This window comes from Phyllobacterium sp. CCNWLW109 (assembly GCF_037203905.1).
Classification (GTDB): Bacteria; Pseudomonadota; Alphaproteobacteria; order Rhizobiales; family Rhizobiaceae; genus Phyllobacterium; species Phyllobacterium ifriqiyense.
The window spans coordinates 263,882-290,596 of sequence record NZ_JBBCBK010000004.1 but is presented as its reverse complement, the minus strand read 5'-3'; the positions used below and the strand labels follow the sequence as shown (position 1 = coordinate 290,596).

General features: G+C 51.4%; 26 protein-coding genes. 13 read left to right on the top strand and 13 right to left on the bottom strand.

Annotation, left to right across the window (positions count from 1 at the left end; all coding sequences use genetic code 11):
• Positions 1-10: 10 nt before the first annotated feature.
• Positions 11-175: a hypothetical protein gene (locus V9K92_RS16875; protein ID WP_162802461.1), complete on the bottom strand. Its 165-nt coding sequence runs from the start codon at positions 173-175 to the stop codon at positions 11-13.
• A 98-nt stretch (positions 176-273) separates the two neighbouring features.
• Here V9K92_RS16875 and V9K92_RS16870 point away from each other — a divergent pair, with 98 nt between their 5' ends.
• From V9K92_RS16870 to cml, 3 genes are all read left to right on the top strand, one after another.
• A complete protein-coding gene (locus tag V9K92_RS16870) occupies positions 274-777 on the top strand; it encodes a GNAT family N-acetyltransferase (protein ID WP_336439734.1) in 504 nt (167 codons plus the stop codon).
• Entirely contained in the window at positions 761-1,294 is a 534-nt protein-coding gene (locus V9K92_RS16865) for a DUF1003 domain-containing protein (RefSeq protein WP_115052462.1), read from the top strand. Before V9K92_RS16870 ends, V9K92_RS16865 begins: the two co-directional genes overlap by 17 nt.
• Positions 1,295-1,689: 395 nt before the next feature.
• Positions 1,690-2,892, top strand: a complete 1,203-nt coding sequence (cml, locus tag V9K92_RS16860; RefSeq protein WP_337354482.1) for a CmlA/FloR family chloramphenicol efflux MFS transporter — start codon at positions 1,690-1,692, stop codon at positions 2,890-2,892.
• Positions 2,893-2,965: 73 nt separating this feature from the next.
• Here cml and V9K92_RS16855 read toward each other — a convergent pair whose 3' ends face one another.
• A complete protein-coding gene (locus tag V9K92_RS16855; RefSeq protein ID WP_115052460.1) occupies positions 2,966-3,415 on the bottom strand; it encodes a GatB/YqeY domain-containing protein in 450 nt (149 codons plus the stop codon).
• 282 nt (positions 3,416-3,697) lie between these two features.
• On the opposite strand from V9K92_RS16855, the gene carA reads away from it, so the two are divergent.
• Positions 3,698-4,939, top strand: a complete 1,242-nt coding sequence (gene carA, locus V9K92_RS16850; protein WP_115052459.1) for a glutamine-hydrolyzing carbamoyl-phosphate synthase small subunit — start codon at positions 3,698-3,700, stop codon at positions 4,937-4,939.
• Here the strand turns inward: carA and V9K92_RS16845 are convergent.
• On the bottom strand, positions 4,936-5,850 hold the full coding sequence (locus V9K92_RS16845) for an aldo/keto reductase (RefSeq protein WP_337354481.1): 915 nt from the start codon (positions 5,848-5,850) through the stop codon (positions 4,936-4,938). The two genes, carA and V9K92_RS16845, sit on opposite strands and share 4 nt — an antisense overlap.
• Positions 5,851-5,991: 141 nt before the next feature.
• Here V9K92_RS16845 and V9K92_RS16840 point away from each other — a divergent pair, with 141 nt between their 5' ends.
• Both V9K92_RS16840 and V9K92_RS16835 read left to right on the top strand, forming a co-directional pair.
• Positions 5,992-6,465, top strand: coding sequence for a nuclear transport factor 2 family protein (locus V9K92_RS16840; protein WP_307279424.1), 474 nt, complete (start codon positions 5,992-5,994; stop codon positions 6,463-6,465).
• A 1-nt stretch (position 6,466) separates the two neighbouring features.
• Positions 6,467-7,024 (top strand): TetR/AcrR family transcriptional regulator, encoded by a 558-nt coding sequence (locus V9K92_RS16835; protein ID WP_115052456.1) that lies wholly within the window; start codon positions 6,467-6,469, stop codon positions 7,022-7,024.
• Between the two features lie 47 nt (positions 7,025-7,071).
• Here the strand turns inward: V9K92_RS16835 and V9K92_RS16830 are convergent, their stop codons facing one another.
• The gene (locus V9K92_RS16830) at positions 7,072-7,536 is read right to left on the bottom strand and encodes a winged helix-turn-helix transcriptional regulator (protein ID WP_115052455.1); all 465 of its coding nucleotides are present in this window, start codon (positions 7,534-7,536) and stop codon (positions 7,072-7,074) included.
• 141 nt (positions 7,537-7,677) lie between these two features.
• On the opposite strand from V9K92_RS16830, the gene V9K92_RS16825 reads away from it, so the two are divergent.
• Complete coding sequence (locus tag V9K92_RS16825; RefSeq protein WP_115052454.1) at positions 7,678-8,400, top strand: aspartate/glutamate racemase family protein; 723 nt, start codon at positions 7,678-7,680, stop codon at positions 8,398-8,400.
• Between the two features lie 16 nt (positions 8,401-8,416).
• Here the strand turns inward: V9K92_RS16825 and ypfJ are convergent, their stop codons facing one another.
• Positions 8,417-9,328 carry a KPN_02809 family neutral zinc metallopeptidase gene (ypfJ, locus tag V9K92_RS16820; RefSeq protein ID WP_115052453.1) on the bottom strand — a complete coding sequence of 304 codons (912 nt, stop codon included), beginning with the start codon at positions 9,326-9,328 and terminating at the stop codon, positions 8,417-8,419.
• Between the two features lie 335 nt (positions 9,329-9,663).
• On the opposite strand from ypfJ, the gene carB reads away from it, so the two are divergent.
• Positions 9,664-13,149 carry a carbamoyl-phosphate synthase large subunit gene (carB, locus tag V9K92_RS16815; RefSeq protein ID WP_115052452.1) on the top strand — a complete coding sequence of 1,162 codons (3,486 nt, stop codon included), beginning with the start codon at positions 9,664-9,666 and terminating at the stop codon, positions 13,147-13,149.
• Positions 13,150-13,168: 19 nt separating this feature from the next.
• Here carB and V9K92_RS16810 read toward each other — a convergent pair whose 3' ends face one another.
• Complete coding sequence (locus tag V9K92_RS16810; RefSeq protein ID WP_337354480.1) at positions 13,169-14,953, bottom strand: ABC transporter ATP-binding protein/permease; 1,785 nt, start codon at positions 14,951-14,953, stop codon at positions 13,169-13,171.
• Between the two features lie 335 nt (positions 14,954-15,288).
• Between V9K92_RS16810 and V9K92_RS16805 the strand changes: the two genes are divergently transcribed.
• Positions 15,289-15,501, top strand: a complete 213-nt coding sequence (locus V9K92_RS16805; RefSeq protein WP_008124164.1) for a cold-shock protein — start codon at positions 15,289-15,291, stop codon at positions 15,499-15,501.
• Positions 15,502-15,585: 84 nt separating this feature from the next.
• Here V9K92_RS16805 and V9K92_RS16800 read toward each other — a convergent pair whose 3' ends face one another.
• The gene (locus V9K92_RS16800; RefSeq protein ID WP_337354479.1) at positions 15,586-16,260 is read right to left on the bottom strand and encodes a type 1 glutamine amidotransferase domain-containing protein; all 675 of its coding nucleotides are present in this window, start codon (positions 16,258-16,260) and stop codon (positions 15,586-15,588) included.
• 99 nt (positions 16,261-16,359) lie between these two features.
• Positions 16,360-17,391 (bottom strand): zinc-dependent alcohol dehydrogenase family protein, encoded by a 1,032-nt coding sequence (locus tag V9K92_RS16795; RefSeq protein WP_337354478.1) that lies wholly within the window; start codon positions 17,389-17,391, stop codon positions 16,360-16,362.
• A gap of 110 nt (positions 17,392-17,501) precedes the next feature.
• On the opposite strand from V9K92_RS16795, the gene V9K92_RS16790 reads away from it, so the two are divergent.
• Positions 17,502-18,419 (top strand): LysR family transcriptional regulator, encoded by a 918-nt coding sequence (locus V9K92_RS16790; protein ID WP_337354477.1) that lies wholly within the window; start codon positions 17,502-17,504, stop codon positions 18,417-18,419.
• 9 nt (positions 18,420-18,428) lie between these two features.
• Here the strand turns inward: V9K92_RS16790 and V9K92_RS16785 are convergent, their stop codons facing one another.
• On the bottom strand, positions 18,429-19,043 hold the full coding sequence (locus V9K92_RS16785) for a glutathione S-transferase family protein (protein WP_336439726.1): 615 nt from the start codon (positions 19,041-19,043) through the stop codon (positions 18,429-18,431).
• A gap of 242 nt (positions 19,044-19,285) precedes the next feature.
• On the opposite strand from V9K92_RS16785, the gene V9K92_RS16780 reads away from it, so the two are divergent.
• The gene (locus V9K92_RS16780; RefSeq protein WP_115052446.1) at positions 19,286-20,488 is read left to right on the top strand and encodes a pyridoxal phosphate-dependent aminotransferase; all 1,203 of its coding nucleotides are present in this window, start codon (positions 19,286-19,288) and stop codon (positions 20,486-20,488) included.
• 428 nt (positions 20,489-20,916) lie between these two features.
• Here V9K92_RS16780 and V9K92_RS16775 read toward each other — a convergent pair whose 3' ends face one another.
• Positions 20,917-21,813, bottom strand: coding sequence for a LysR family transcriptional regulator (locus tag V9K92_RS16775; RefSeq protein ID WP_115052445.1), 897 nt, complete (start codon positions 21,811-21,813; stop codon positions 20,917-20,919).
• Positions 21,814-21,870: 57 nt separating this feature from the next.
• Positions 21,871-22,845 (bottom strand): thioredoxin-disulfide reductase, encoded by a 975-nt coding sequence (gene trxB / locus V9K92_RS16770; protein ID WP_115052444.1) that lies wholly within the window; start codon positions 22,843-22,845, stop codon positions 21,871-21,873.
• Between the two features lie 281 nt (positions 22,846-23,126).
• Here trxB and V9K92_RS16765 point away from each other — a divergent pair, with 281 nt between their 5' ends.
• Both V9K92_RS16765 and V9K92_RS16760 read left to right on the top strand, forming a co-directional pair.
• Positions 23,127-24,527, top strand: a complete 1,401-nt coding sequence (locus V9K92_RS16765; protein WP_115052443.1) for a TrkH family potassium uptake protein — start codon at positions 23,127-23,129, stop codon at positions 24,525-24,527.
• Positions 24,528-24,623: 96 nt separating this feature from the next.
• The gene (locus tag V9K92_RS16760) at positions 24,624-25,094 is read left to right on the top strand and encodes a winged helix-turn-helix transcriptional regulator (RefSeq protein WP_115052442.1); all 471 of its coding nucleotides are present in this window, start codon (positions 24,624-24,626) and stop codon (positions 25,092-25,094) included.
• On the opposite strand, the gene V9K92_RS16755 is transcribed toward V9K92_RS16760, so the two are convergent.
• Complete coding sequence (locus V9K92_RS16755) at positions 25,091-26,152, bottom strand: glycosyltransferase family 4 protein (protein ID WP_115052441.1); 1,062 nt, start codon at positions 26,150-26,152, stop codon at positions 25,091-25,093. The genes V9K92_RS16760 and V9K92_RS16755 overlap by 4 nt on opposite strands.
• Positions 26,153-26,157: 5 nt before the next feature.
• Positions 26,158-26,631: a transcription elongation factor GreA gene (greA, locus tag V9K92_RS16750; RefSeq protein WP_115052440.1), complete on the bottom strand. Its 474-nt coding sequence runs from the start codon at positions 26,629-26,631 to the stop codon at positions 26,158-26,160.
• Positions 26,632-26,715: the final 84 nt, after the last annotated feature.

Genomic DNA, 26,715 nt, shown 5'->3' with positions numbered 1-26,715 from the left:
ATGGAACTCGTTAATAATTACGATGAATGTGGGTATTTGAACCGATGAAAGCTCCCATTGCTGAGCCAATGAGGAGCCCAAGCAACATGTTGCCCATAACAGTTTCGCCAATGCCTGCGCCTATCGACAGGCCCGCAACTATTCCGATTATGGTAGACCAGCTATGTTCTTTCATATCAGCCTCCGTTTTTATTAACCATAAACGTAAGTGCGTCGTTTCGGTTCCATCCGCTTGCGCGCACAGCGCTTAGCACACGCAATAGGAAGCAGCCGATGCTTATGTTTAAACCAATGCGCGCGGACGACTATTCGGATTTTCTGGATTATTTCATCGCCGACTACGCGACGGAGATTGCGGCCAATTATGGCCTTGAGCATTCTGTTGCAAAAGATCGCGCTATCGATGAAATCAATCACGATTTGGAACAGGGCATTGATACGCCCGGGCACAGTTTGGTCTGTCTCGTCGATTTGCAAGCGAACACCGAACGTGTCGTGGGTTATCTTTGGTATAAAGTAGATACAAAAATGGGGGAGATTCATATTTGCGACTTCTACGTTTTTCCATCCGAGCAGGGCAAGGGGCACGGTAAACAAGCACTAAGCCTTCTCGAAAATGAGGCGGTAAAAGCGGGGGTTCGGCAAATCAAATTACGGGTTGCCGCCAATAATCCTCGTGCGAAAAATCTTTATGATGCCTGTGGGTTCCACGTGACAGGCATCAATATGAGCAAACAAATTGCCGCTTTGGAGAGAAGCGATGGCCGAAACGGATGATGTGACGAAGGGCCTTCATGATGCCGAGCGGAAGCTGCTCCAACAGCTACGCACGGTTCGCCGCAGAATACGAAGCCACAAACCGGCGGAAATTGAAGACCAGCTTACTCGTGGTCAAAGAATTGCGGATGCTGTTGCTGCGACCATGGGCTCATGGAAATTCATCATTATCCAGACCACAATATTGTTCTTTTGGATTGTGCTGAACGTTACCGCCTATGTGCGGGAGTGGGATCCTTACCCCTTTATCCTCCTCAATCTGGCTCTGTCATTTCAGGCAGCCTATGCTGCACCATTCATTATGATGAGCCAAAACAGGCAACAGGATATAGACCGGAAAGAAGCCGCCAACGACTATAAGATCAACATCAAGGCTGAGCTCGAAATTGAGCTTCTTCATGAGAAGATTGAACTAATGCACCAGAAAATAGATGAACTTTGCGAGCGGGAAGTCGTGCATTTGAGAAAAGCCGCAAGAGGCCTGCAACCTGGCAAACGCGATTCCGAAGAAGGCTAAAACAAAAAAGGACCGCTGCGGGAGGAGGTGCAGCGGTCCTGATTGTAAATGTACCGCGGGAGGAGGTGCAGTACATTCGACGTTGGGATATCTGGGAGGAAAGAGCCCAACAAGTTCAAGATAGCAAAGCCTAAAATTTTTGCTACCTTCAAATATGCATAATAGCTATGCAAATAGTTGCATACCATATCGCACCGGTTGCGCTTCCCACCGCTGACTGCTAGTCAAATAGCGACTACCACGTCTCTTTTGGAGCAGCACAAATGGGTGCACAGAAAACCTCGGACAAGTAAGCCGCAGCAACCTTTCGTTGTTGCGGCGCATCTGTCAGACCATCCATCATTTTGATCGCAGGCAGACGCCGCCAAATGAATTCATTTAGCGGACATATAATCATGCCTATCAAACGACAAATTTGGGCTTACTCGCTCCCGGCTACCCTCCTGCTGATGGTGCCATTTGACATTCTGGCTTCACTTGGAATGGACATTTACCTTCCCGTCGTTCCTGCAATGCCAAGAAATTTGGGAACGACTTCAAACGTCATCCAGCTCTCTCTTAGTCTTTACATGGTTCTTTTAGGACTTGGACAAATCGTGTTCGGACCTTTATCCGACAGGATCGGCAGGCGGCCGATCCTGCTTACAGGTGCCCTGCTTTTTACCGGAGCATCATTTTGCCTCGCCCTCTCGTCCACGCCACTGCCCTTCCTGCTGTTTCGAACTCTACAGGCAATCGGCGCATCGGCGGTATTGGTCGCCACATTTGCCACGGTTCGAGATGTCTATGGTGAACGACCGGAAAGCACGATCATCTATGGGATGTTTACGTCAATGCTCGCATTCGTGCCGGCACTTGGTCCCATCGCAGGCGCCCTCATTGCGAACATGCTCGGCTGGAGGGCTATATTCTTGGCACTGGGTTGTATCGGAATATTTGCGGGCTTGAGGGCTGTTTTCATGTGGCACGAAACCAGCCCGCCTCAACGATCCTCAAAGGACAGGTCGATCTTACCCATCTTGGGCAGTTTGACATTCTGGACCTATACACTGGGATTCAGTGCAGCAATGGGAGCATTCTTTGTATTCTTCTCAACAGCGCCGAGAGTTCTGATCAACAATGCGAAGTATAGCGAAATTCATTTCAGCCTTATCTTCGCAACTGTTGCAGTCGTGATGATCATTACCGGCTATTTCATTAAACACGTCGTCGCCAGATGGGGCATTGCGGGCTGTTTAATACGAGGAATGCTGACAATTATTACCGGAGCGATTGTGCTTTTTATCAGCCAGCTGTTTTTCGCCCTATCATTTGCGAGCTTTGTTTTGCCGATGTGGATTATCGCTGCTGGCATCGTGCTGACGGGATCGGTTACAGCGAATGGCGCCCTCGCCGATTTTGCTGATAGGGCTGGCTCCGCTGTAGCCTACTACTTCTGCATTCAAAGTCTGATCACGGGGCTTGTAGGAACCAGCGTGGTAGTTTTGTTTGACGGGGGCACCCCCCTGCCATTGGTGGTCTACTGCCTGCTACTTCCCATAATCGTGCTGTCAGCACTCGTCTTACAGCGCCGTGCATTTCTAAAAAACACCATGTGACCGAAAATAAAAAGGGCGAAAGACCGAAGTCTTTCGCCCTTCATTGGGTCAAACCCAAGCGGTAACTCAATTGCTACTGCAATATTTCCTTCACGATGCCACTGGCTTTGCTGAAGTCCATTTGCCCAGCATATTTCTCTTTAAGAGCGTTCATGCACTTACCCATATCGCGCAGCCCACCAGCGCCAATTTCGCCGATTACCTGCGTACAGGCATTGCGTATGTCAGACTCACAAAACTGCTTGGGCATGAAATCACGAATGATCTCGATTTCTTCACGCTCCTGTTCAGCCAGCTCAAGCCTGTTACCTTCTTCGTACATCTTCGCAGATTCTTCGCGCTGCTTGATCATCTTCGCCAGAATTACGCTGATTTCATCACCGCTAACCGGATCTTTCCCGATTCCGCGATTTACAATGTCACGATCTTTGATGGCTGCCATGATCAGGCGTAGCGTCGAGACGCGGCGTTTGTCCTGAGATTTGATGGCTGTATTCAGTGCCCCGGCGATTATATCGCGCATGGCCGTATTCTCCTGTTATGCGCCCACCCTAGTCGTCGCTTCGAGCGAAATCAACAATGGCGCCACGTCATCCACGACATGAATTACCACCAAGTGCTCGTCTTGCAATTGACCGAAGGCGTTGCTTTGTTTATGGACTGGGACTTAGCCAGACATTTTTATTGTTGCTGCGGTGGATGATTACCCAACCATCGCGCTCAGCCACGTCATATGGGATATTCGAGGACATTTTTCAATGGCCCCCTTTATCCAGTGCGACGCTAGCTCATTCAGGAGTACCGCATGACAGCCACATCAATAGAAGCAGGTACGCAAGCAAAAACTGCGGCTTGGTCCGAAGTAAAGCCCACAGCCTTGCTCGTGCTGGCTGACGGCACGGTTATTGAAGGCAAAGGTCTCGGCGCTACGGGCATTTGCGAAGCTGAAGTCTGCTTCAACACTGCTTTGACTGGCTACGAAGAAATCCTCACTGACCCCTCCTATGCCGGTCAGATTGTCACATTTACGTTTCCGCATATTGGCAATGTCGGCGCAAACAATGAAGACATTGAAGACCTTACGCCGGCAAAGCGCGCCGGTGCTGTTGGAGCAGTATTCAAAGCCGATATCACTTCGCCATCAAGTTATCGATCGGTCGATCATCTGGATGCTTGGTTGAAAGCACGGGGTGTTATCGCCCTTGCCGGTGTCGATACGAGGGCCTTGACGGCGCTCATTCGCGAAAAGGGCATGCCAAACGCCGTAATTGCACATGATCCTGACGGCAAATTCGATATTCCGGCGCTCAAAGCGCGCGCTGCTTCGTGGCATGGATTGTTGGATCTCGATCTCGCCAAGGATGTTACATCCGGACAAAGCTCTGTTTGGACCGAAAAGCCATGGGTTTGGGATCAGGGCTTTGCTGAACAGTCCGCACCAGAGTTTCACGTCGTTGCCATTGATTACGGTATCAAGCGGAATATTCTGCGCCTAATCGCAGGACTTGGTGCAAAGATAACAATTCTCCCCGCGACAGCGACCTCCGAAGATGTCCTTGCCTATAATCCAGATGGAATTTTTCTCTCCAATGGTCCCGGCGATCCTGCGGCAACCGGAAAATACGCTGTCCCAACAATCAAAGAGCTGATTAAAACTGACATCCCGGTTTTTGGTATATGTCTTGGACATCAGATGCTGGCATTGGCGCTTGGTGGCGACACCAAGAAAATGCATCAAGGCCATCATGGGGCGAATCATCCAGTTCGTGATGACACAACCGGCAAGGTTGAGATTGTATCCATGAATCATGGTTTTGCTGTTGATGCAGCCTCCTTCCCCGACAATGTCGAAGAAACCCATGTCTCGCTCTTTGATGGCAGCAATTGCGGTCTGCGGCTAACTGGACGTCCTGTATTTTCGGTTCAGCACCATCCCGAAGCATCTCCCGGTCCCCAGGACTCACACTATCTTTTCCGCCGGTTTTTCAATCTGATCCGGCAGAAGAAGGGCATGGAGTTACTATCGGAGCGTGATCACGCCGCTTAGTCAACGTCCTCTCCGGTACTCGCCTTTAGAATTGCAAACCATTGTTGGCGACTGAGCTCGATATCCAGCGCAGTCGCCATTGTTTTTAGTCTATCAATCTTCAGGCTTCCAAGAACGGGGATTAAGCTGGCGGGGTGACGCAGCAGCCAAGCAATGGCAATTGCCGAAATATCTGTATTATCCAATTGCGAAGCAATATCTCTCAGAGCAACGCGGAGCCGTACCTCTTGCACGCCCTCGCCTGTGAAAAGACTGCCGCCGCCAAGCGGTGACCAGATCATCGGCGTATATTTCAATCTTTGGGCGTGGTCGAGACTTCCATCCGTCAAAGGCGAAACATATTTGACAGAAAATTCGATTTGGTTGGTGACCAGCGGGAATGGCAATCTTGATGCCAGAAGATCAAACTGATGCGGCAGAAAGTTTGATACGCCAACCGCACGGACTTTGCCAGCCTTGACTACATCTTCCAGACCCCGGGCTGTATCATCGGCATCCATCAAGGGATCGGGCCGATGCAGTAACAGCACGTCAATATAATCCGTATGTAAGTTTTTCAGCGACCGCTCCACGGAAGCCCGAATGTGCGCCGAGCTCGTATCATAGTGCTTAATGCGATTTTGAGGGCGGGCGCCCGATATCAGCATAATGTCGCATTTGGTAATCAGCTCAATTGTATCACGGCTGCCGCCCCACCTTTGTAATCCGGCACCAAAAGCCTCTTCCACACCATAATTCCCATAAATATCAGCGTGGTCGAAACTCGTAATACCGATGTCAATTGCACCATGAACCAGCCTGGCGACACTATCAGCATCAGATCGTTCAAGGTCGCTGAGCAACCTCCATGCGCCAAGGACCAATCGGGATAGGCTCAAACTACCCAACGAGATACGTGTTTCATAGGACATGCTGATTTCCTGCAAATGATTATGGCTCGTCTAGTTTAAAGCCTCACCACGGGAGGACAAGGGTACACCGTCCCTTGACTAAGAACTGATAATGTACCAATAGGTACACACATTACCATTTGGTACAAAAGGAGAAATCAAATGTCAGAGCAACGTCCGCCTTTTCCACCCTTTACGCACAACACTGCGATCCAAAAGGTTCGGGCTGCGGAAGACGGCTGGAACGGACGCAATCCTGAGCGCGTGGCGCTGGCTTACACACAGGATAGCTATTGGCGGAACAGATCAACATTCTTATGTGGCCGCGCCGAAATCGTCGCCTTCCTGCAAGAAAAGTGGAAGCGAGAATTGGAATACCGCCTGATCAAAGAACTTTGGGCGTTTTCGGGCAACCGGATAGCAGTGCGTTTTGCATATGAGTATCACAACGATTCTGGCAATTGGTTTCGCGCCTATGGCAATGAAAACTGGGAGTTTGACGAAAATGGCCTGATGCAGAAACGCTATGCTTCCATCAATGATCTTGCAATCAAAGAGGCAGATCGGAAGTTCTTGTGGGATCAAACTGGTCCACGTCCGATTGGACATCCGGGATTATCGGAACTCGAGCTGTAATATGGTCAAAACTGTCTCCGAACGCTCTGACGTTGTTCCGGTGCTTGCCGAAATCTTTCGGGAACACGGCTTTGAAGGGGCAAGTCTTTCAATCATCACCGAAAAGACCGGGCTTGGAAAAGGTAGCCTTTACTACTTCTTTCCAGGCGGAAAAACCGAAATGGCACAGGCCGTCCTCGCGGAGATAGAAGGTTGGTTTGAAAAGCAGATTTACAGCCCATTGCGCGAAGCCGCCGACTCTCAAACTGCGATACGGATGATGTGCGCCGCGGTAATTGAATACTTCAAGTCCGGCCGCCGCATCTGTCTCGTTGGTGCGCTTGCTCTCGACAATGTCCGTGATCGCTTCGCGTTACAGATCAATAATTACTTCGCGGCATGGATTGCTGCACTCAATAAGGCTTTGCAGAAGCTTGGGCACGATCCAGAAGTGGCCGCAGCTCTCGCTGAAGAAGCTATAATAGACATTCAGGGCGCCTTGGTAATAGCTCGCGCGCTTAACAACCCGTCCGTATTTGAGCGGGCCATGATCCGTATAGAAAAGCAGCTAACCACTTAAAGCAAGTTTGCTTATAGAGATCGGTCAAATTGATACCGCGACAGAAGTCACTTTATGTAATGCGTTGGAACTGCTGTAGTGGATTTCAACGTTTCCATTGAAACTGATGCTGAGATGTCAAAAAATTCCACTTTTTCGACCAATGACTTATATATTTCGTCATAAGCTTCCACACGTGGCAGAACGAGCTTTAATATATAATCGATAGTGCCGGTCATGCGATGCACCTCGACAATTTCCGGTATGTCGGAAATTGCCGCGCGAAACTGTTCCAGCCATTCCGCCGAGTGGCGCGCCGTACGAATGATAACAAACATGGTCGTTGGTAATCCGGCCAGAGGCCGATCTACCAGAGCAACCCGGCGCTGGATATACCCCTCCTCTTCCAGGCGCTGGATGCGACGGGAACACGCGGAAATGGAAAGGCTCACTCTGTTAGCGAGATCGGATACGCCCACAGAGGCATTTTCTTGCAGAATATCCAGAATCTTGCGATCACGATCGTCGATCATCTATAAATCCCAACAAATTTATCGCGTGGTATTAGATATTACGCGCAATATTTGCGCCGACATATCTGAATTTTGAAAACTATGCGAACACATTGTGCGCTGCAACCTCTATCCTCCGGCTAGGGAAATGAGGGATCCATCATGCGCACTATTGGACTGATCGGCGGGATGAGCTGGGAAAGCACTGCGGTTTATTATCGTCAGATCAATGAGGAAATCCGCGGACATCTTGGCGGATTATCCTCTGCAAAAATCGCCCTCCAATCGCTGGATTTTTCCGAAGTTGTCGCCTTGCAAAAGAGCGACCGCTGGGATGATGCTGCTGCGCTTCTGTCGGATGCAGCCAGCCGCCTTGAAGCGGCAGGAGCAGATTGCATCCTAATCTGCACAAACACGATGCATCTTGTTGCCGACGCCGTTGCTGCTGCTGTCAGTATTCCGCTCATTGATATCAGGCACGAAACAGGCCGCACTTTATCAGCCGCAGGCAAGAAGCGCCCGCTTCTATTGGCTACACGCTATACGATGGAGCACGGCTTTTACGCGGATTATTTGCACAATAATTTCCAGATCGACCTCGCCGTCCCCAATGAAATTGACCGGGCCAAGATTCACTCCGTCATTTTTGACGAACTTTGCTGCGGCTTGGTCAAAGACGAGTCTCGCCATGCACTGGAGAAAATCGTTGCCCGTGGCAAAGAGGCTGGCGCTGATTGCGTAATTCTCGGTTGCACCGAAATTTGCTTATCGCTGACCGAAGATAATTTGGCGTTGCCGGTCTACGATTCAACAACCATACATTCGCAGGCAGCCGTTGCTTATGCATTGGGCAACAACGTCAAGAACAGAAAGAACGCGATCTAATCGCGTTCTTATCTAATTAAATACTACCGCTGAACGTATCGCAATTATCCAGCTTGCCGCTATCAAATCCACGCTTAAACCATTTGCTGCGCTGGGCAGACGTTCCATGATTAAAGCTCTCTGGAACGACATAACCTTGAGTCTTGCGTTGCATAGTGTCATCGCCGATCTGTTGCGCAGCATTGAGTGCCTCGTCCAGATCGCCAACGTCAAGAATACCTTTCTGCTCGGTAAAGTGTCCCCATATACCGGCAAAACAGTCTGCCTGCAGTTCAACACGCACTGACATGGCATTGGCTTCCGCTTCGCTCATGTTCTGCCGCATTTGATTGAACTTGGGCAACACGCCAATCAAATTCTGTACGTGATGCCCAACCTCATGCGCCAGCACATAGGCTTGCGCGAAATCGCCCGATGCCCCGAACTTCTTATCCAGCTCGTCATAGAAGCTTAAATCGATATAAAGCTTCCGGTCGCCCGGGCAGTAGAAGGGACCGGACGCTGCGCTGGCAAAGCCACATGCGGAACGCACTTGATCACTGAATAACACCATCGTTGGCGCTGGATAGGTTTGCCCCTCAGCTTTGAAGATACCGCTCCAGACATCTTCCGTCTCTGCAAGAACTGTCTTGGCAAATTGCGTCGTCTCGTCGTTGTTTTTGACCGAGGTATCGCTCTGGGTTTGGCCCGGCACCAATTGCCCGCCACCCGAATCGACCAGTATCTGCATCGGATCAATATTGGTGCAGAATTTCAAAAAAAGAAAAATTGCAGCGAGGATGAGAATGCCGGAAAATCCACCACCGCCGGCCGTCCGCAATCCGGAACCGCCAGGAATACGAAATCTTCCGCCCCCTGGAAAACCGCCGCCGCCTTCGCCGCGTTGATCTTCAACATTGTCGCTCTGTCTACGCCCCTGCCAACGCATGTTCCGTCTCCCGATCGCTTGCCGATCCAAACCGGCTGATACGCTGTATGCACAACATCAATACGCGGCATTTGTTTCATGCGCGATGTTATTTTTCAACTTTTGCTTGCAGGAAGTGGCACATCAACTTTTGCGATGGAATGTTACGTTGTGGCCGTAATGCGAAACGAAACCCCAAAACCGCCTTAAAATGCGTTAACGTCGCTTTTTGGGGTTACGCAAAGCGTTTCCTTTGCCTATAAGGCAGCCTTAGCCTCGCATTTGAATTCAAGTAGCTACCCGTACGGTGAAACCGTGCGGTTTTTTGTGCAGACCGCTATGATAAGGACCCGAACATGCCAAAACGCACCGACATCAAATCTATTCTGATTATCGGCGCTGGCCCGATCATTATCGGTCAGGCATGCGAGTTCGACTATTCCGGCACCCAGGCTTGCAAGGCACTTAAAGAAGAGGGTTACCGGGTCATCCTCGTCAACTCCAACCCGGCAACGATAATGACTGACCCCGAATTGGCAGACGCGACCTATATTGAGCCAATCACGCCTGAAGTCGTTGCGAAGATCATCGCCAAGGAACGTCCCGACGCGTTGCTGCCAACCATGGGTGGTCAGACTGCGCTGAACACCGCCCTTTCGCTGCGTCGCATGGGTGTACTCGATCGCTATAATGTCGAAATGATTGGCGCGAATGCTGAAGCGATCGACAAGGCGGAAGATCGCGCGTTATTCCGCGAGGCCATGGCAAAGATTGGTCTGGAAACACCAAAATCAATGCTCGCAAACGCTACCGAGGTAAAAGATCTCGACCGCAAATTACACCAGGAACAGCGCGAAGCGGTTAAAGCCCAATATTCCGGTGCAGAGCTCGATGCGGCTTTAGACAAGCTGGAAACCGAGTGGCAGCTCGGCGAAGGTGACCGCAAGCAGCGCTATGTATCGCATGCCCTCGGCATGGCCGGTGCCGCATTAGACCATGTTGGTCTACCTGCCATCATCCGCCCCTCCTTCACCATGGGTGGTACAGGCGGCGGTATCGCGTATAACCGAACAGAATTTTACGAGATCATCGGCAGTGGTCTTGACGCATCGCCAACCACTGAAGTGCTGATTGAAGAATCCGTTCTCGGCTGGAAAGAATACGAGATGGAGGTCGTTCGCGACAAGGCGGATAATTGCATCATTATCTGCTCCATCGAAAATATAGATCCGATGGGTGTTCATACCGGCGACTCCATTACTGTTGCCCCAGCTTTGACGCTGACCGACAAGGAATACCAGATCATGCGCAACGCATCGATTGCGGTATTGCGCGAGATCGGCGTAGAGACCGGCGGATCGAATGTACAGTTTGCGGTCAATCCGGAAAATGGCCGCCTGATTGTTATCGAAATGAATCCCCGTGTGTCACGCTCATCTGCACTGGCATCGAAGGCCACTGGCTTCCCGATCGCAAAGATTGCAGCCAAGCTTGCTGTGGGCTACACGCTCGATGAACTCGACAATGATATTACCGGCGGCGCTACGCCAGCCTCGTTCGAGCCATCCATTGACTACGTCGTCACCAAAATACCGCGCTTTGCCTTTGAGAAGTTCCCCGGCGCAGAACCTACCCTAACGACAGCCATGAAATCGGTCGGTGAAGTTATGGCTATTGGCCGTACATTCAAAGAATCGCTTCAGAAAGCCTTGCGCGGACTGGAGACTGGCCTTACCGGACTTGATGAGATCACAATTCCAGGCATTGGCGAGGGCAATGACAACAATGCTATTCGCGCCGCTATTGGCACTCCTACCCCAGACCGGCTCCGTATGGTGGGGCAGGCACTAAGGCTTGGACTGACTGTCGAAGAAGTGCATGAAGGCTGCAAGATCGACCCGTGGTTCCTCGAACAAATGGCAGAGATCATTGGCACGGAAGAGCGCGTGCGCGAGCACGGGCTTCCTCAGGACGCGCAAAACCTGCGCGCATTGAAGGGCATGGGTTTTTCCGACGCCCGCCTTGCAAGTCTGGCAAAAATCGAGCCTAGCGAAGTTACCAAGCTACGCAACAAGCTTGACGTTCATCCAGTCTTCAAGCGCATTGATACCTGCGCGGCTGAGTTTGCATCGCCAACGGCCTATATGTACTCCACTTATGAAGTTCCATTTGCAGGTGCTTTGGTTTCCGAGGCCCAGATTTCCGACCGCAAGAAGGTTGTGATTCTCGGCGGCGGCCCCAATCGTATCGGCCAAGGCATTGAGTTCGATTATTGCTGCTGCCATGCTGCCTTTGCGCTGCGGGATGCTGGCTACGAAGCCATCATGATCAACTGCAACCCTGAAACAGTATCCACAGACTATGACACGTCAGACCGCTTGTACTTTGAACCACTGACAGCCGAAGACGTGTTGGAAATCCTGCGGGCCGAACAAACGGCAGGAACCTTGCATGGCGTGATCGTGCAATTTGGCGGGCAAACACCGCTGAAACTCGCAGATGCGCTTGAAAAAGCTGGCATTCCTATCCTTGGAACTTCGCCGGACGCCATCGACCTTGCTGAAGACCGCGACCGTTTCCAGAAGTTGCTGATCAAGCTTGATCTCACGCAGCCCAAGAATGGCATTGCCTACTCGGTTGAGCAGGCACGCACCATAGCTGGAGAGCTTGGCTTCCCGCTGGTCGTACGTCCCTCCTATGTCTTGGGTGGTCGCGCGATGCAGATCATCCACAATGAGCGCGGCTTACAGGCCTACCTGCTTGATACGGTTCCTGAGCTCGTGCCGGAAGATATCAAGCAGAAATACCCGAACGACAAGACCGGACAAATCAACACGCTGCTTGGTAAAAATCCTCTGCTGTTTGATCGTTATCTGACCGAAGCCATCGAGGTCGATGTGGACTGCCTCTGCGATGGCAAGGACACTTGGGTCTCCGGCATCATGGAGCACATTGAAGAAGCTGGCATCCACTCCGGCGACAGTGCTTGTTCTTTGCCGGTTCATTCCCTTTCCGCCGAAACCGTATCCGATCTGGAAAAGGAAACCGCCGCGCTTGCCAAATCGCTTAACGTGGTTGGATTGATGAACGTCCAGTACGCCATCAAGGACGGCACGATCTATGTTCTTGAGGTCAATCCACGCGCCTCACGGACAGTACCCTTCGTTGCCAAAACCATAGGCACTCCGATTGCCAAAGTAGCGGCCCGTATCATGGCGGGAGAGACGCTGGAACAAGCTTTGTCGCATTATGGCGGCAAACCTTCCGCTACAGGGCGCAAACATATTGCAGTCAAGGAGGCTGTGTTCCCGTTCGCTCGTTTCCCCGGTGTCGATACACTGCTCGGACCCGAAATGCGCTCGACGGGCGAAGTCATGGGACTGGATTATGACTACGCGCTGGCCTTTGCCAAAGCTCAGCTGGGCGCAGGTGTTGATCTTCCACGCGACGGTACTTTGTTCGTTTCCGTGCGGGACGAAGACAAGCAGCGCATTCTCGCGCCGGTAAAACGGCTGGCGGAATTGGGCTTCAAGATACTCGCTACTGGCGGAACAGCTCGCTTCCTTGGCGAGAACGGCGTAGCAGCGCAAAAGATCAACAAGGTGCAAGAGGGTCGTCCACACGTTGAAGACGCAATCCGCAACCGTCAGGTTCAATTGGTTTTCAACACGACAGACAGCGCCAAGGCGATCTCGGATTCAAAATCGCTTCGCCGCGCGACCTTGATGCAAAAAGTGCCATATTACACCACGCTATCGGGTGCCGATGCCGTTGCAGAAGCAATTGCTGCGCTCAAGGCTGGATCACTGGAAGTACGGCCACTTCAGGACTATTTCGCTTAACTTCGTCTGGCGAAATTGTTTAAACACCTAGCAACCCCTCCTCCTCCAATCCATGGCCGGAGGGGTCGCTGACAAAATGCAGCACCGTCGAAAATACATGATCATTCTTGTCTTCTCGCCCAATATGCACAATCGTCGATTTGGCGAGGTGCTCACGCAAGACTGCTACCACCCGGTCATAAGCATCTGACTCCATCGCGTCGAGCGACTCGTCAATAACCACCCACTCCGGCTTGTGCAGCATCAACCGTGCAAATGCGAGCGACTGTTGCTCATCATCACTAAGCTCGCGATCCCAGCGAGCACTGAAATCCAGCATGGTTTCAAGCCGCTTCAGTCCAAGCTCATGCAAGACTCCAACCAGTTGCTCGTCAGTAAAACCATCTTTACCGAGCGGATAGGACATCGCTTCACGCAAGCTGCCGGGCGGAAAATAGGGCAGACGCGGCATGTAGATAATGGTTTTGTTGGCAGGTAACGTGACTGTGCCAGCCCCCCAAGGCCAAAGGCCGGCAATGGCCCGAAACAGCAAAGTGCGATCAATACCCGCTTCGCTTGTAATGAGAACGCGGTCACCCTCTTTGACAACAGCGTGCTTTTCCTTGAGCCGTACTGTAGCGCGTGGCGCGGTGATCTTCAGCGAATCAAGAATGATTTGATCCCTATCGGACTCGGCAAATTTTATGCGCTGTTCAATGCTGTTCATGGCGTCGGTTGCCTGCACAGCCTGCCTGAAAGACGTCACGCGTAAAAGCGTTGCACGCCAGTCAGCAATCGCGCCGAAATTGTTGACGAACCACTTCAATGCATCGTGAACCTGATTAAATGCCCCGATAGCCATCATAAGACCGCCGAACGAAAGATTGCCTGCGAAGTAAACTGGTGCAGCAACGAGAATAGGTGCGACGATGGTAATCCAGCCATAGCCAGACGTGACCCATGTGAGTTGCGTCAAAGCTCTAACCAGCAATCGGATGGAAGCCAGAAGACTATCGACATCAAAGCCAAGACGACGGTTTTCGTCGGCCTCACCGCGGTAAAGTGAAATCGCATCAATATGTTCGTTCACCCGCATCAGCGAGAAACGCAGTTCAGATTCCTTTTGGTAGCGATCGGCATTGTACTTGATGAGTTTGCGTCCAACAAGCCAACTCAACCATGACGCGAGAGATGCATAAAGAATTGCAGCCCACACCATGTAGCCCGGAATAGAAAAACTGTAGCCATATACATTGAACACGAACCCGCTTGAAAGCGCCCATAACACACCGACAAAGCTGACCATCAGGATCGTGGATTGCAGCAAGCCAAAGCCGAGATCCGTCGACATTTCCGCCAGATGCCGTGCATCCTCATGTAAGCGTTGATCGGGATTAACGCCGATGGGCCCTGAATTGGAAAGTTTGAACGCACGCCGGGGCACCAGCCACTCGCCAATGAGATCTCGCGTCAGGCCTTCCCGCAGTTTCAGGCGCGTCATCTGATTGAGCCACGTCTGGCCCACACTCAAGACAAGAAGCACCGCCGCAATCCCGAAAAACACCATGAGCTGGTCGAGAAAGGCCTGAAAGTCGCGTCGCGACAGAGCATCATAAAACGGCACATTCCAACGATTGAGAAGTACCTGTCCTACCGAGGTCAAAATGATAATGCCGAACACGCCCGAAATGAACAATATCAGACGATTGCGGACTGGAGAGTTCCAATAAATGTCAGCAATAACGCCAAGCTGCGCCAAAAGCCCCGCTTGCACTTCGCCAGCGACGGAGGTTGCTGGCACTCGGTTGGGTTTCTGCTTCGCCATTGGGCTCCCCCGTCGAAGGCCGTGATTCGGCTTTCTCACTCTAACATTGACTCTTTCAAACCACTCAACCGCACCTGCAATTTTTGCGATAGTACAGAAACTTTCGCGCTAGATGCTCAGCGGGATACCCGAAAAGTCGCGTGTAGTTCCGTTTTGAAAACGGCTTGTTTTGCCAGAAATTCTATCATATGTATTTTGCATCGATTTTATCGGTCGAGTGACTTTGCGACCTGCGTAACCTGTTGCGCTTCCTGACGAGCTCCATTGCATAGGTTCGATTCCCTGGGCCGCATATGTGCATGCTGCCTGTTTTATATATCTGAAAGGAACTTCCCATGGCTTCGGGAACAGTGAAATGGTTCAACGGCACTAAGGGCTACGGTTTCATCCAGCCCGATACTGGCGGTGCAGACGTTTTTGTCCATATTTCCGCTGTTGAGCGTGCAGGCTTGCGCGGTCTCAATGACGGCCAGAAGGTCAACTACGAGATCGTTCAGGATCGTCGTTCGGGCAAGTCGTCAGCAGACAACCTTAGCGTTGAAGGCTGATAGCCGCATACGGGAATCGTCTGATTTCTGAACGCACATAAATTAGAAAAGGCGGGATTAATCCCGCCTTTTTGCATTCTTGCCCTATCCCAGCAGCTTGAGAACCTCACTGGCGACCGCTGCCGAAGAAGCGGGATTTTGGCCAGTTACCAGATGACCGTCGGTAACAGCCAGCACCTGCCAGTCATCAACTTTTTCATAATGAGCGCCGAGCCGCTTCAACTCATTTTCAACAAGGAACGGCACGACGCTCGTAAGTTGCACCGCTTCTTCCTCGCTATTTGTGAAACCAGCTACCCGCTTGCCCTTGACGAGCGGTTCGCCGTCAATCTTCGCCTGCAGCAATACCGCAGGCGCATGGCATACAGCCGCGACTGGCTTTCCGTTTTTGTAAAATTGTTCAATGAGTCTGATTGAAGCGAGGTCAGAAGTCAGATCCCAAAGCGGGCCATGGCCGCCAGGATAGAACACAGCGTCGTAATCCGCCTCTTTCAGTTGTGATAGAACTTTTGTATTTGCCAGAACTTGTTGGGCAGCCTTATCCCGCCGGAATCGCTCCGTCATTTCAGTTTGGCTGTCGGGTTCATCGCTTTTGGGATCAAGCGGCGGCTGCCCACCCTTCGGCGAAGCAACCGTTATTTCTGCGCCCGCATCCAAAAATACGTAGTAAGGCGCGGCAAATTCCTCGAGCCAGAAGCCCGTTTTCTTGCCTGTATCGCCAAGCTTGTCGTGGGAGGTGAGGACGATGAGTATCTTCATGATTCGGTCCTTAAAAACTGCCGCTGATATCCCCTGATATGATTGTGGCGGCCATTGGTTTCAATGGTCGCCCCATTTTTGATCTGTAGCTGGATGTATTTAGTTCAGCTCCACGACGATCTTGCCGAATGCACCCCGCTTTAAATGATCCAAAGCATCATTTAACTCATTGAAGGAATAAACCGCATCTATAACGGGTTTGATTTCAGTTCGATCAAAAGCTCTTACCAAGTCTTCCAACCCTTTGCGATGACCAACCTGAATACCTTCCAAAACCACGCGTTTAACCGCGAGAGGCACAAAGCCGCCAGAAACCTCCAAACCATCCAGAATACCGATCATTGAAATGCGTCCAGTTACCGCTGAGGCCCGTAATGATTTGTCCAGATGTGGACCACCTACTGTCTCCAGAATATGATCGGCTCCATGATCATTGGTAATCTGGTAAAGTGTTTCCACCCAATCTTCTTTCTTCCGGTTTATAGTGTGATGAACTCCAAGCTGTTGCACACGATGCAATTTTGCATCGTCTCCGGAAACCACAATAACCTCTGCTCCATGCATCAGGGCAATTTGTGCTCCAAAGAGGGAAACGCCTCCAGTGCCGAGCACGACTACTCTATCACCGGCTTTGATATTTCCGCGCTCCACCAGCGCTGTCCAGGCAGTCAGTCCGGCGCATGGCAGTGTACTCGCCTCTACCTGATTTAGTTTTGCAGGAGCATGAGTTGCCCAATCTTCGCTCATCGTCACGTATTCTGCCAGGACACCTTGCAGCGGACCGCCTAACGTTCGGCCATTGGGGGTTCGTGCAGTACCCGGTCCGGCACCCTCGATCCAATCCGGAATAAAGGTTGATATCACTCTATCGCCCGCTGCAAATCGGCTAACGTCTTCGCCGGTTGCTACGACAGTTCCGGCAAGATCTGAAGCGGGAACGAGCGGCTCGCCCATGTTTTCAGGCATGCCAAATCCGGTATCAATCAGCAGCCCCTCACGATAGTTCAGGGAGACCGCGGCGACCTTGATAAGTATCTCCCCTCGCCTGGGCTCCCGAGCCGCGGTTTCAACCAGCTTCAGATTAGTTCGTCCGGGCATTGCAATCTGCCACTGTTTCATTGTTTTGCTCATGTGAAATCCTCGCTTTAAATCAAGGATTCCGTATTTATATGAGATGAGAGCAAAGCAGTTGCGCCGATTTTACCCATGATTGTATCGTTAAACTCTACAAAGGACTTAAAATGGACAGGCTGATTGGCATGGAAGAATTTGTTGCGGTGGTGGACGCGGGCAGCTTTTCTGCGGCGGCTGACAAGTTACATCTATCGCGTTCAGCCGTTGGGAAGACAATTGCGCGGTTGGAAGAACGACTTGGCACTCGGCTTTGCCAAAGAACAACGCGTTCATTCAAACTCACCGATGACGGTCACACTTTTTACGAACATTGCCGATCGATACTGATGACAGTTGAAGCGGCGGAAAATGCCATCACGTCCGGCAAGGACATAATATCCGGGCGACTTCGCCTAAGTCTGCCTGTGCTATTCGGCCGACGTTGTGTCGCTCCAGTTTTGTTTGATCTCGCCCGCCAATATCCGTTGTTACGCTTCGAAGTGTCTTTTACAGACCGCCCGGTGGATCTCGTTGCAGAAGGATATGACCTCGTTGTTCGCAATGCTGGATTGCCGGATACAACCAATCTGGCGGCAAGGCGCATTGCCCGGCAGCGGATGACGGTATGCGCCTCGCCATCCTATCTTGAAAAACATGGCACGCCCGAAACGATTGAAGATATCGCCTCACACCAAGCCATTCTTTATGGTCAGGATGGCAATATACGTTCTTGGCTTTTTCCAAACAAACGGAGGGGATTTGACAGTGCCAAGACCGTAAGCCGTGTCATTTTTGATGATCTGGAAACGGTAGCGGATGCAGCCGCCAGCGGCATGGGCGTTGCTTGGTTGCCTTGCTGGCTTATACGCAATCAGGTGGAATCAGGGACGCTGAAGAGGCTCCTGCCCGACGTTGAACAGATGATATTCGACACACATGCGGTCTGGCCGAAGCAACCCTATATGCCAGGTCGCATCAGAGTTCTCATCGACGCTCTAGCCGCGTGGCTACCCGGCATGACCGGTGCAGATCGCGAAGTTAAATAAATCACGCCATTATGCCGGTAGCCATGTTATCGGCACATGCCCTTCATCTCCGGCAACGCGGCTTAGCCATTTTGCGACTGATGGATACGCCGAAAGATCAAAGCCGCCTTGGTTGGCTTCGTGCGTATAGGCATAGAGTGCTATATCGGCAATCGTCAGATTTGTACCGACCAAGTAGGGTGTTTTCTGTAGCTGGTTTTCCATCACCAGCAATGCCTTGTTGCCGCCTTCCAGAGTGGCAGCCAATCTTTCTGGCGTGGCATCCTTGGCTCGTTCCGGATAGACGAGCAACGCCCGCCGAACAGCAATATTAGGCTCGTGTGTATACTGCTCGAAAAACAACCATTGATACATTAGAGCACGTTCATAGGCATCCTCAGGAATAAACCTGCTGCCTTCTGCTAGATGCAGCAATATCGCATTCGATTCCGCCAGAAGGCGTCCGTCATCAAATTCCAACAGAGGAACCTTGCCATTGGGGTTCTTGGCCATGAAATCCGGTTTGCGGGTTGAGCCATCGACAGATGACATCGAAATGTGCTCGAACGGCAAGCTCAATTTAGCCATCAAAAGCCGGGGCTTATAGCAATTTCCGGATTCAATTTGCGAGTATAGTTTCGGCATGGTCCGTCTCTCCTGTGGCGGGCAGTGTTTTCCCGCAACCGTTGACAATGTCCAATCAGTTCTATTGACGCTTTACACAACCGACACTGATGTTTTTGACATGGGATGTCACACCCTGCACAGAAAGCGCAGGAAGTGAAGCCTTTGCGCACGCTTTTACTTGCGATTCTGCAGGTCTTGGGACATAGCAGTCCCGCAAACCGGCTACCGGTCATCAACGCTCGCTTCAGGAGAACGATACCATGGCATTCCTCGCCGACACCCTTTCCCGTGTGAAGACATCCGCAACGATTGCGATCACCCAGAAAGCGCGTGATTTGAAAGCCGAGGGTCGTGATGTCATTTCTCTTTCCGTAGGGGAACCGGACTTCGACACGCCTGATAATGTCAAGGAAGCTGCTATTGCTGCAATTCGCCGCGGCGAAACCAAATATACGCCGGTCTCTGGCATACCGCAGTTGCGCGAAGCCATTACGCGCAAGTTCAAGCGTGAGAACGAACTGGAATACAAGGCCAATCAGACCATCGTTTCCACAGGTGGCAAGCACGTCATTTACAATGCCCTTCTATCGACGTTGAACCCCGGCGATGAAGTTATTTGTGTTGCGCCATATTGGGTCAGCTATCCGGAGATGGTTTCTCTTTGCGGGGGAACACCGGTAATTGTGTCTGCCATTCAGGCAAACGATTTCAAGTTGCAGCCAGAGGATCTGGAACGCGTTATTACGCCGAAGACCAAATGGATCATCATGAACTCGCCTTCGAATCCATCTGGAGCGGCTTACACCTGGGATGAGATGAAGAAGTTGACCGATGTTCTCGTTCGTCATCCGCACGTGTGGATTCTGACCGATGATATGTATGAGCATCTGACTTACGGTGATTTCAAATTCGTCACACCAGCGCAAGTCGAACCAAATCTTTATGATCGCACGCTGACCATGAACGGCGTCTCGAAGGCCTATGCCATGACTGGTTGGCGTATTGGCTATGCGGCCGGACCCATTGAGCTGATCAAGGCAATGGATATGGTTCAGGGACAACAGACTTCAGGAACAAGTTCCATTTCACAATGGGCTGCCGTTGAAGCGCTGGATGGCACGCAAGAACATTTGCCGGTTTTCAAAAAAGCTTTTGAAGGACGTCGCGATCTAATCGTTTCAATGCTGAATCAGACGAATATGCTGGATTGCCCCAAGCCGGAAGGTGCGTTCTACGTTTATCCTTCCTGTGCTGCTGCTATCGGCAAGACTGCACCATCAGGCAAAATCATTCAAAATGACGAAGACTTCGTCAGCGAACTGCTGGCCACTGAAGCTGTGGCAGCAGTGCACGGCTCTGCCTTCGGCCTTGGTCCAAATTTCCGCATTTCCTATGCAACCTCCGATGCAAACCTCGAAGAAGCAGGCAAGCGGATACAGCGCTTCTGCGCTAATCTTCGCTAAACACATAGTTATAAGGATTGAAAAAGGGCCGAGATGGCCCTTTTTTTGTGTCGCTATCGGACTCGGCCAAATATCTAAGTTGGGCCAGATCAAGCCTATTGGATAAATGTGAGTAAATGAAAAAAAAGGCCGGACAAGTGCCCGGCCTATAAGTTTTGAAGGTGCCGTTTCCAGCAAAACCTCCAGAGGGGAACACTTGGTGGTGCGCAAATGGGAGGAGGAGACGCACGACCAAGTGATGTGGATATGTTCTCTCCCGATCCGACTTACAACCCTGCAAAAATGCATAGCTGCTATGCGCAAATCTCATAACCACTCAATTGTTTCGCCGATCAGAATTTGAACCCTCTATCGCCTTTCCTTGAGCAATTTGCTTTCAAGATAAAACCGATTTCTGGAAAGAAAATCTTCCCCAATAAATTTCCTGACTAGTAGGACCAGGTACGCGCCTTGTTAAAAAGAAAATCTCTGAACACATGCAACTTTGCAGCGTTCTTTATTCCCTCAGGATAACAGAAAAACGTATCGAACGAGGGGAGCTCCATCTCAGGTAACAATCGCACCAGCGTGGAGTCCTTTTCGATCATATAATCCGGCAAGACCCCGATACCTACACCCTTTTGGATTGCACGTTTAATCGAGAGCAGATTATTGATCTGAAGTACCGCCGGGCGAAGATTACCGTCGGAACGCCCTATAACTTCAAGCCAGTTAAGGTTCGTAAGATATGAGGGTGCCGGCTCACCGAAGCTGACAATGCGGTGAGAGTCGATCTCGTCTATATTTTCAATCTTGCCATACTTGGCAATGTAACTTGGCGACGCGTATACGTGCATATGCACCGTAAACAATCGGCGCTGGATCAGGTCCGGTTGTTGCGGCTGACGCAAACGGATAGCACAATCCGCATGACGCATAGTCAGATCAAGTTCTTCATTGTCAAAGAGCAATTGCAGCTGCACTTCCGGGAACAGCTCGATAAACTCTTGAACGCGCTCAACCAGCCAACCGGAGCCGAGGCCAACCGTAGTGGTCACGCGCAGCTTGCCTGAAGGCCTGTCCTTGCTTTCGGTAAGACGGGAGCGAACATTCTCCAGCTTCATCAGCACCTCATGTGCTGTGCGGTAGAGTACCTCGCCCTGCTCAGTCAAAATCAGACCGCGAGCATGCCTATGGAAAAGGGGAACCCCGACATCTTGCTCCAGCGCACTGACCTGACGGGAGATAGCTGATTGCGATAGATGCAGTGTCTCGGCGGCATGAGTGAACGACCCAGCCTCGGCAGCAGCATGAAATATTCGCAACTTGTCCCAATCAAGCGACATCGCGCGGTCTCTCCCCCTTTGTCGGTCCCGAAAATCGAGACCGGCCTCTTATACAGCCTATTCTGCTGCCTGACGCACCGGTTCCTGTGCCGCCAACCAACGTTCGGCTTCGAGAGCTGCCATGCAGCCCATTCCAGCAGCGGTGACTGCCTGACGATAAATATCATCGGTTACATCACCCGCAGCAAAAACACCCGGAACGTCCGTGGCGGTTGAATCCGCCGCAGTCCACAAATAGCCATTCGGCTTATGCTTGAGTTTCCCCTTGAACAGTTCCACCGCAGGTGCATGTCCTATGGCTATGAATACGCCATGCGTTTCAAGTTCTGTGGTTTCGCCGCTCTTTATATTTTTCAACCGTACACCAGTAACCGATGCAGCCATTGGGGGCTTCGCTTCGATCCCGGTAATCTCGTCAATGACATTGTCCCAGATAACTTTGACATTTTCTTTGCCAAAGAGCCGATCCTGTAGAATTTTTTCTGCGCGGAAGTGGTCTTTGCGATGCACGATCGTGACTGATTTGGCGATATTTGAAAGATACAGCGCCTCTTCAACAGCGGTATTGCCGCCGCCAACGACAACAACATCCTTGTTACGATAGAAAAAACCATCGCATGTAGCACAGGCGGAAACGCCAAAGCCCATGAATGTTTGCTCAGTCGGCAAGCCAAGCCATTTCGCTTGCGCACCTGTCGCAATAATCAAGGCATCGCAAGTATATTGCGTTCCACCGTCGCCAGTCAGACGAAATGGGCGGATCGACAGGTCAACTTCGGTAATGATGTCGTGAATAATCTCAGTGCCGACATGTTCGGCCTGAAGCCGCATCTGCTCCATCATCCACGGACCTTGAACCGGATCGGCATAGCCGGGATAGTTTTCCACATCGGTCGTGATCATAAGCTGACCGCCCTGCTGAAGGCCTGCAACAATGACAGGTTTCAGATTGGCACGAGCCGCATAGATTGCGGCGGTATAACCGGCTGGACCGGAACCGATAATAAGGACGGGCACATGGCGCTGTGTCATAACTAGACCTTGATGGTGCACTTTTAGAACTATGCGATAGTTGGCACACCCCACCATCGCTTTCAATGGCTTTAAAGTAGTGTTTCAGCCCCCCTCCTTGCAAGGTCTGCAACCAATATAGCAAGGTTAGCCACAGCTTGTGCAGGTCAGACTGGTGTTTCAGGGCGGATTGTGTCAATTCCGAGATAAGTCTATGAAATACCAGCAGTCAAAATCGCGAGCACGAGGCCAGTCCGATCCTTCGTACCATTACCAATATTTGCGCAAGATTTGGCTTGGTCATGGCTGGAACCATGCTTATTCCAGCTTTAGTTGACCTGCATATAGGCAACAGAGATTGGCTGGTGTTCGTGCAGTCAGCTATATTCACTGGTGTCTTGAGCGGGCTAGTGGTGCTCGCGACCCACAACTCCGATATTCGCTTCAGTCCGCGATTGGGATTTCTGCTGATCGTTGCCATCTGGTTGACAGCAGCGCTATTGGGCGCGCTTCCGCTCTATTTTTCGACCCTCCCCATCAGCTTTTCAAAAGCGCTCTTCGAATCAATGTCTGGTATTACTTCGACTGGAGCGACGGTTTTGACGGGACTGGATACAATGCCACGCGGAATACTGATGTGGCGATCGCTCCTGTGCTGGTTTGGCGGCCTCGGCTTTGTCGGATTGGGTCTTTTGCTACTGCCATCCTTGCGCGTGGGAGGCATTCAATTGCTGCACATGGAGTCGTCCGACAAGTCTGAAAAAATACTGCCCCGCATCCACCAGATCGCACAGGGTATCGTCCTTGCCTATCTCACCCTGACGCTGCTTTGCACGCTGCTCTATTTTGTTGCGGGCATGGGAATGTTCGACGCCATCAATCACGGCATGACGACTGTCGCCACAGCCGGTTTTTCCACACATGATTCCTCATTGGGTTTTTATGCCCATAACCGCGCCATTTTGGTGATCGCGACAATTTTCATGATCTTGGGTGCCCTACCCTTTGTGCTCTACATCAAAGCCTTGATGCCGCAGCGCCTCTCATCGCTAGCGGACCCACAGCTGATTCTGTTTTTCAGTATTGTTGTTGGTTTCAGCTTTTTCTTAGCGATCGGGCTGAAGCTGGAGACAAGTATCGGCTTTGGTGATGCGCTGATCGCCACCTCATTCAATCTCGTTTCGGTATTATCAACAACCGGCTTTGCAACCGAGGACTATACGCTCTGGGGTGCGGAAGCGCTGGGCATATTCTTCCTTGTCACATTTCTCGGTGGTTGCTCCGGCTCGACCTCCGGGGGCATCAAGCTTAATCGCATCATCATCCTTTGGCAGCTTGCATCCGCAAGCCTCACTCGCTTGATCATACCCAATGCAATTATAAAAATGCGCTATGGCCGTACCGAAATAACGCAGGATGTTTCTCAGTCGGCTCTGCTTTTCATATTTCTCTACATGGCCTCCCTGGTCATCGGTGCGACCGCGCTCACCATGCTCGGCAACGACCTTGGCACCTCCATCACAGGCGCGCTGACAGCACTTTCCAATGTCGGACCGGGCTTTGGCGACACGATAGGACCCGTCGGCAACTTTTCGACACTCAGCGATCCTTCCTTGCTTGTTCTTAGCTATCTCATGCTCGCCGGACGCCTTGAGATCATCACAATCGTCATTCTCTTCACGCGCCGTTTTTGGAGCCGATAGAATGAACCTGTTTGCAACCGCCGCGCGATGCATTACACAGCGTCAGGAATCGCCTATGGTGATCGTCAAGCTTTGGGATGGGGATAGATAACAATCATGCCTTTGAAGGCGGACCTCGACGCTATCGACTGGAAAATCCTGAAACAGCTGCAGGAGAATGGCCGTATCACCAATGTTGAATTGGCTGAACGGGTTGGTATTTCTGCGCCACCCTGCTTGCGTCGCGTACGCAAGCTGGAGGAAAGCGGCATCATACAAGGCTACCGCGCGATTTTGAACGGGGCGATACTTGGACAGGATATTGTAGCATTCTGCATGATCCGGCTGCATCGCCAGTCTGATGCCGATTTGAAAAGTTTCGCAGAGAAAACCAAGAGTTGGACCATTGTTCGACGGGCTTGGATGGTTTCTGGCGAATCCGATTTTCTGCTGCATTGCGTATCAGCCGATCTTAGTACTTTCCAAAATTTCGTTATTGAAGAGCTGACATCAACGCCCAATGTCGACAGCGTGCGCACATCACTGACGATCCGGTCTGTAAAAAACGAACCATTAATGGTGCTTTAGACTACCTGATTACCGGAAAAAATCTCTTCATAGGCTTCAAGAATATTTGAGGCTTCCTTCTGCAGCGGAAAATTTGCCCGCACGTGAGCAAGCCCGGCTTTTGCTGCCTCTTCGCATTTTGCGGGATCAGCCAGATATGGCTTGATGGCTTGCTCAAGAGCGCGCCCGTTACCAGCAGGTACAACCGCACCGGTTTCGGGCGTTACCATTTCCGCATAGGCTCCTGCATCACTAGCAATAATGGCCGTCTGCGAAGACATGGCTTCGAGCGGCGTCAAGCCAAAGCCCTCATTACGCGACGGGGCAACATAGAGCGTCATTCTTCTGTACCAGATACGTACGTCCGGAACTTCACCGAGAAACAATATCCGATCGTGCAGATTTGCAGCGGCTATGCGCCCACGCAGTTCTTTCTCGAAGCCAGCGAACTCATGGGTTGTCCGGCCAGTCATCACTGCCGTCCATTCGGGATATTGAGGTAAAAGACTGATCATCGCATCAACGAAAAGGTCAGTGCCTTTCGACGGGCGAATGCGACCAGAGCACCCCACGAGATATTTGCCCGGCAAGCCCGAAGCCGAAAAACGATCCTCCGCGTTTTGTGGCGGATGAAACTTTTCGGTGTCGACCCCGTGCATAATGACTCGGTGCGGAACCTTGAGAAAGCTTCCTGATCTACCGCTTGTTGCGATAACACCGTCCATCTGCCGGATAAGCCATTTGGTAAAGGGCCTATGATCACGCTGAGCAGCTGACGTAAATAACAGCTTGAACTTCATGCGTAGAACAGAGCGTAGAATGATGCCTGCGACCATCTCGGTATTGCGCCGTGCGTGCCAGATGCGGAATGGTCGATTATGCGGCTTGGACCAAGCGCCCAGCAAATCGACCCAGCCAATATGCGGCAGCGTAGAGGGAAGACCCGGCCCTATTGTAACAATTCCAAGACCGTTGGCTCGTTGCAGCGGAACAAGTTGAACGATTGTCGAGGTGACCCCAGAGAGCTTGCGCTTCAAATTTGGGGCTATCACCTCGACATTGTTCAATGATTCAGGCACGTGCTTCAGATAAATTTAAATCCGACGATCTCATAAGACCGCGCACCACCAGGGGCATTCACTTCAATCGTATCGCCTTCGCTCTTACCAATCAGGGCACGAGCAATTGGTGACGAAATGGATATGCGACCAGCCTTTGGATCTGCTTCTTGATCACCGACGATCTGATAGACTTTCTTGTCTTCAGTATCTTCATCGATAAGCTCAACGGTAGCGCCAAATTTGATCTTGTCGCCCGACAGCTTGGAAATATCGATGATTTCGGCGCGGGCCGTATAATCCTCAAGTTCGCCGACGCGTCCCTCGTTGTGGCTCTGCGCTTCCTTGGCGGCATGATATTCTGCATTTTCCGACAGGTCGCCATGGGCGCGCGCTTCAGAAATCGCCAGAATAATCCGTGGCCGCTCTTCCTGTTGTCGAAAGCGCAGCTCCTCCTTGAGCTTATCAAAACCAGCTTGAGTCATCGGGACCTTTTCCATGCCCTCTCCTTTCGTAGTCAATGTTGGGTTGCCCTTTCCCGGGCCTCGCAACACAAAAAGAAAACGGTCGCCAAAGTTCAAAGA

Bases quoted from the DNA above. Each gene is read 5' to 3' on its own strand.
- V9K92_RS16875 (WP_162802461.1), bottom strand. From the start codon at position 175: ATGAAAGAACATAGCTGGTCTACCATAATCGGAATAGTTGCGGGCCTG.
- V9K92_RS16870 (WP_336439734.1), top strand. From the start codon at position 274: ATGCTTATGTTTAAACCAATGCGCGCGGACGACTATTCGGATTTTCTG.
- V9K92_RS16865 (WP_115052462.1), top strand. From the start codon at position 761: ATGGCCGAAACGGATGATGTGACGAAGGGCCTTCATGATGCCGAGCGG.
- cml (WP_337354482.1), top strand. From the start codon at position 1,690: ATGCCTATCAAACGACAAATTTGGGCTTACTCGCTCCCGGCTACCCTC.
- V9K92_RS16855 (WP_115052460.1), bottom strand. From the start codon at position 3,415: ATGCGCGATATAATCGCCGGGGCACTGAATACAGCCATCAAATCTCAG.
- carA (WP_115052459.1), top strand. From the start codon at position 3,698: ATGACAGCCACATCAATAGAAGCAGGTACGCAAGCAAAAACTGCGGCT.
- V9K92_RS16845 (WP_337354481.1), bottom strand. From the start codon at position 5,850: ATGTCCTATGAAACACGTATCTCGTTGGGTAGTTTGAGCCTATCCCGA.
- V9K92_RS16840 (WP_307279424.1), top strand. From the start codon at position 5,992: ATGTCAGAGCAACGTCCGCCTTTTCCACCCTTTACGCACAACACTGCG.
- V9K92_RS16835 (WP_115052456.1), top strand. From the start codon at position 6,467: ATGGTCAAAACTGTCTCCGAACGCTCTGACGTTGTTCCGGTGCTTGCC.
- V9K92_RS16830 (WP_115052455.1), bottom strand. From the start codon at position 7,536: ATGATCGACGATCGTGATCGCAAGATTCTGGATATTCTGCAAGAAAAT.
- V9K92_RS16825 (WP_115052454.1), top strand. From the start codon at position 7,678: ATGCGCACTATTGGACTGATCGGCGGGATGAGCTGGGAAAGCACTGCG.
- ypfJ (WP_115052453.1), bottom strand. From the start codon at position 9,328: ATGCGTTGGCAGGGGCGTAGACAGAGCGACAATGTTGAAGATCAACGC.
- carB (WP_115052452.1), top strand. From the start codon at position 9,664: ATGCCAAAACGCACCGACATCAAATCTATTCTGATTATCGGCGCTGGC.
- V9K92_RS16810 (WP_337354480.1), bottom strand. From the start codon at position 14,953: ATGGCGAAGCAGAAACCCAACCGAGTGCCAGCAACCTCCGTCGCTGGC.
- V9K92_RS16805 (WP_008124164.1), top strand. From the start codon at position 15,289: ATGGCTTCGGGAACAGTGAAATGGTTCAACGGCACTAAGGGCTACGGT.
- V9K92_RS16800 (WP_337354479.1), bottom strand. From the start codon at position 16,260: ATGAAGATACTCATCGTCCTCACCTCCCACGACAAGCTTGGCGATACA.
- V9K92_RS16795 (WP_337354478.1), bottom strand. From the start codon at position 17,391: ATGAGCAAAACAATGAAACAGTGGCAGATTGCAATGCCCGGACGAACT.
- V9K92_RS16790 (WP_337354477.1), top strand. From the start codon at position 17,502: ATGGACAGGCTGATTGGCATGGAAGAATTTGTTGCGGTGGTGGACGCG.
- V9K92_RS16785 (WP_336439726.1), bottom strand. From the start codon at position 19,043: ATGCCGAAACTATACTCGCAAATTGAATCCGGAAATTGCTATAAGCCC.
- V9K92_RS16780 (WP_115052446.1), top strand. From the start codon at position 19,286: ATGGCATTCCTCGCCGACACCCTTTCCCGTGTGAAGACATCCGCAACG.
- V9K92_RS16775 (WP_115052445.1), bottom strand. From the start codon at position 21,813: ATGTCGCTTGATTGGGACAAGTTGCGAATATTTCATGCTGCTGCCGAG.
- trxB (WP_115052444.1), bottom strand. From the start codon at position 22,845: ATGACACAGCGCCATGTGCCCGTCCTTATTATCGGTTCCGGTCCAGCC.
- V9K92_RS16765 (WP_115052443.1), top strand. From the start codon at position 23,127: ATGGCTGGAACCATGCTTATTCCAGCTTTAGTTGACCTGCATATAGGC.
- V9K92_RS16760 (WP_115052442.1), top strand. From the start codon at position 24,624: ATGCCTTTGAAGGCGGACCTCGACGCTATCGACTGGAAAATCCTGAAA.
- greA (WP_115052440.1), bottom strand. From the start codon at position 26,631: ATGGAAAAGGTCCCGATGACTCAAGCTGGTTTTGATAAGCTCAAGGAG.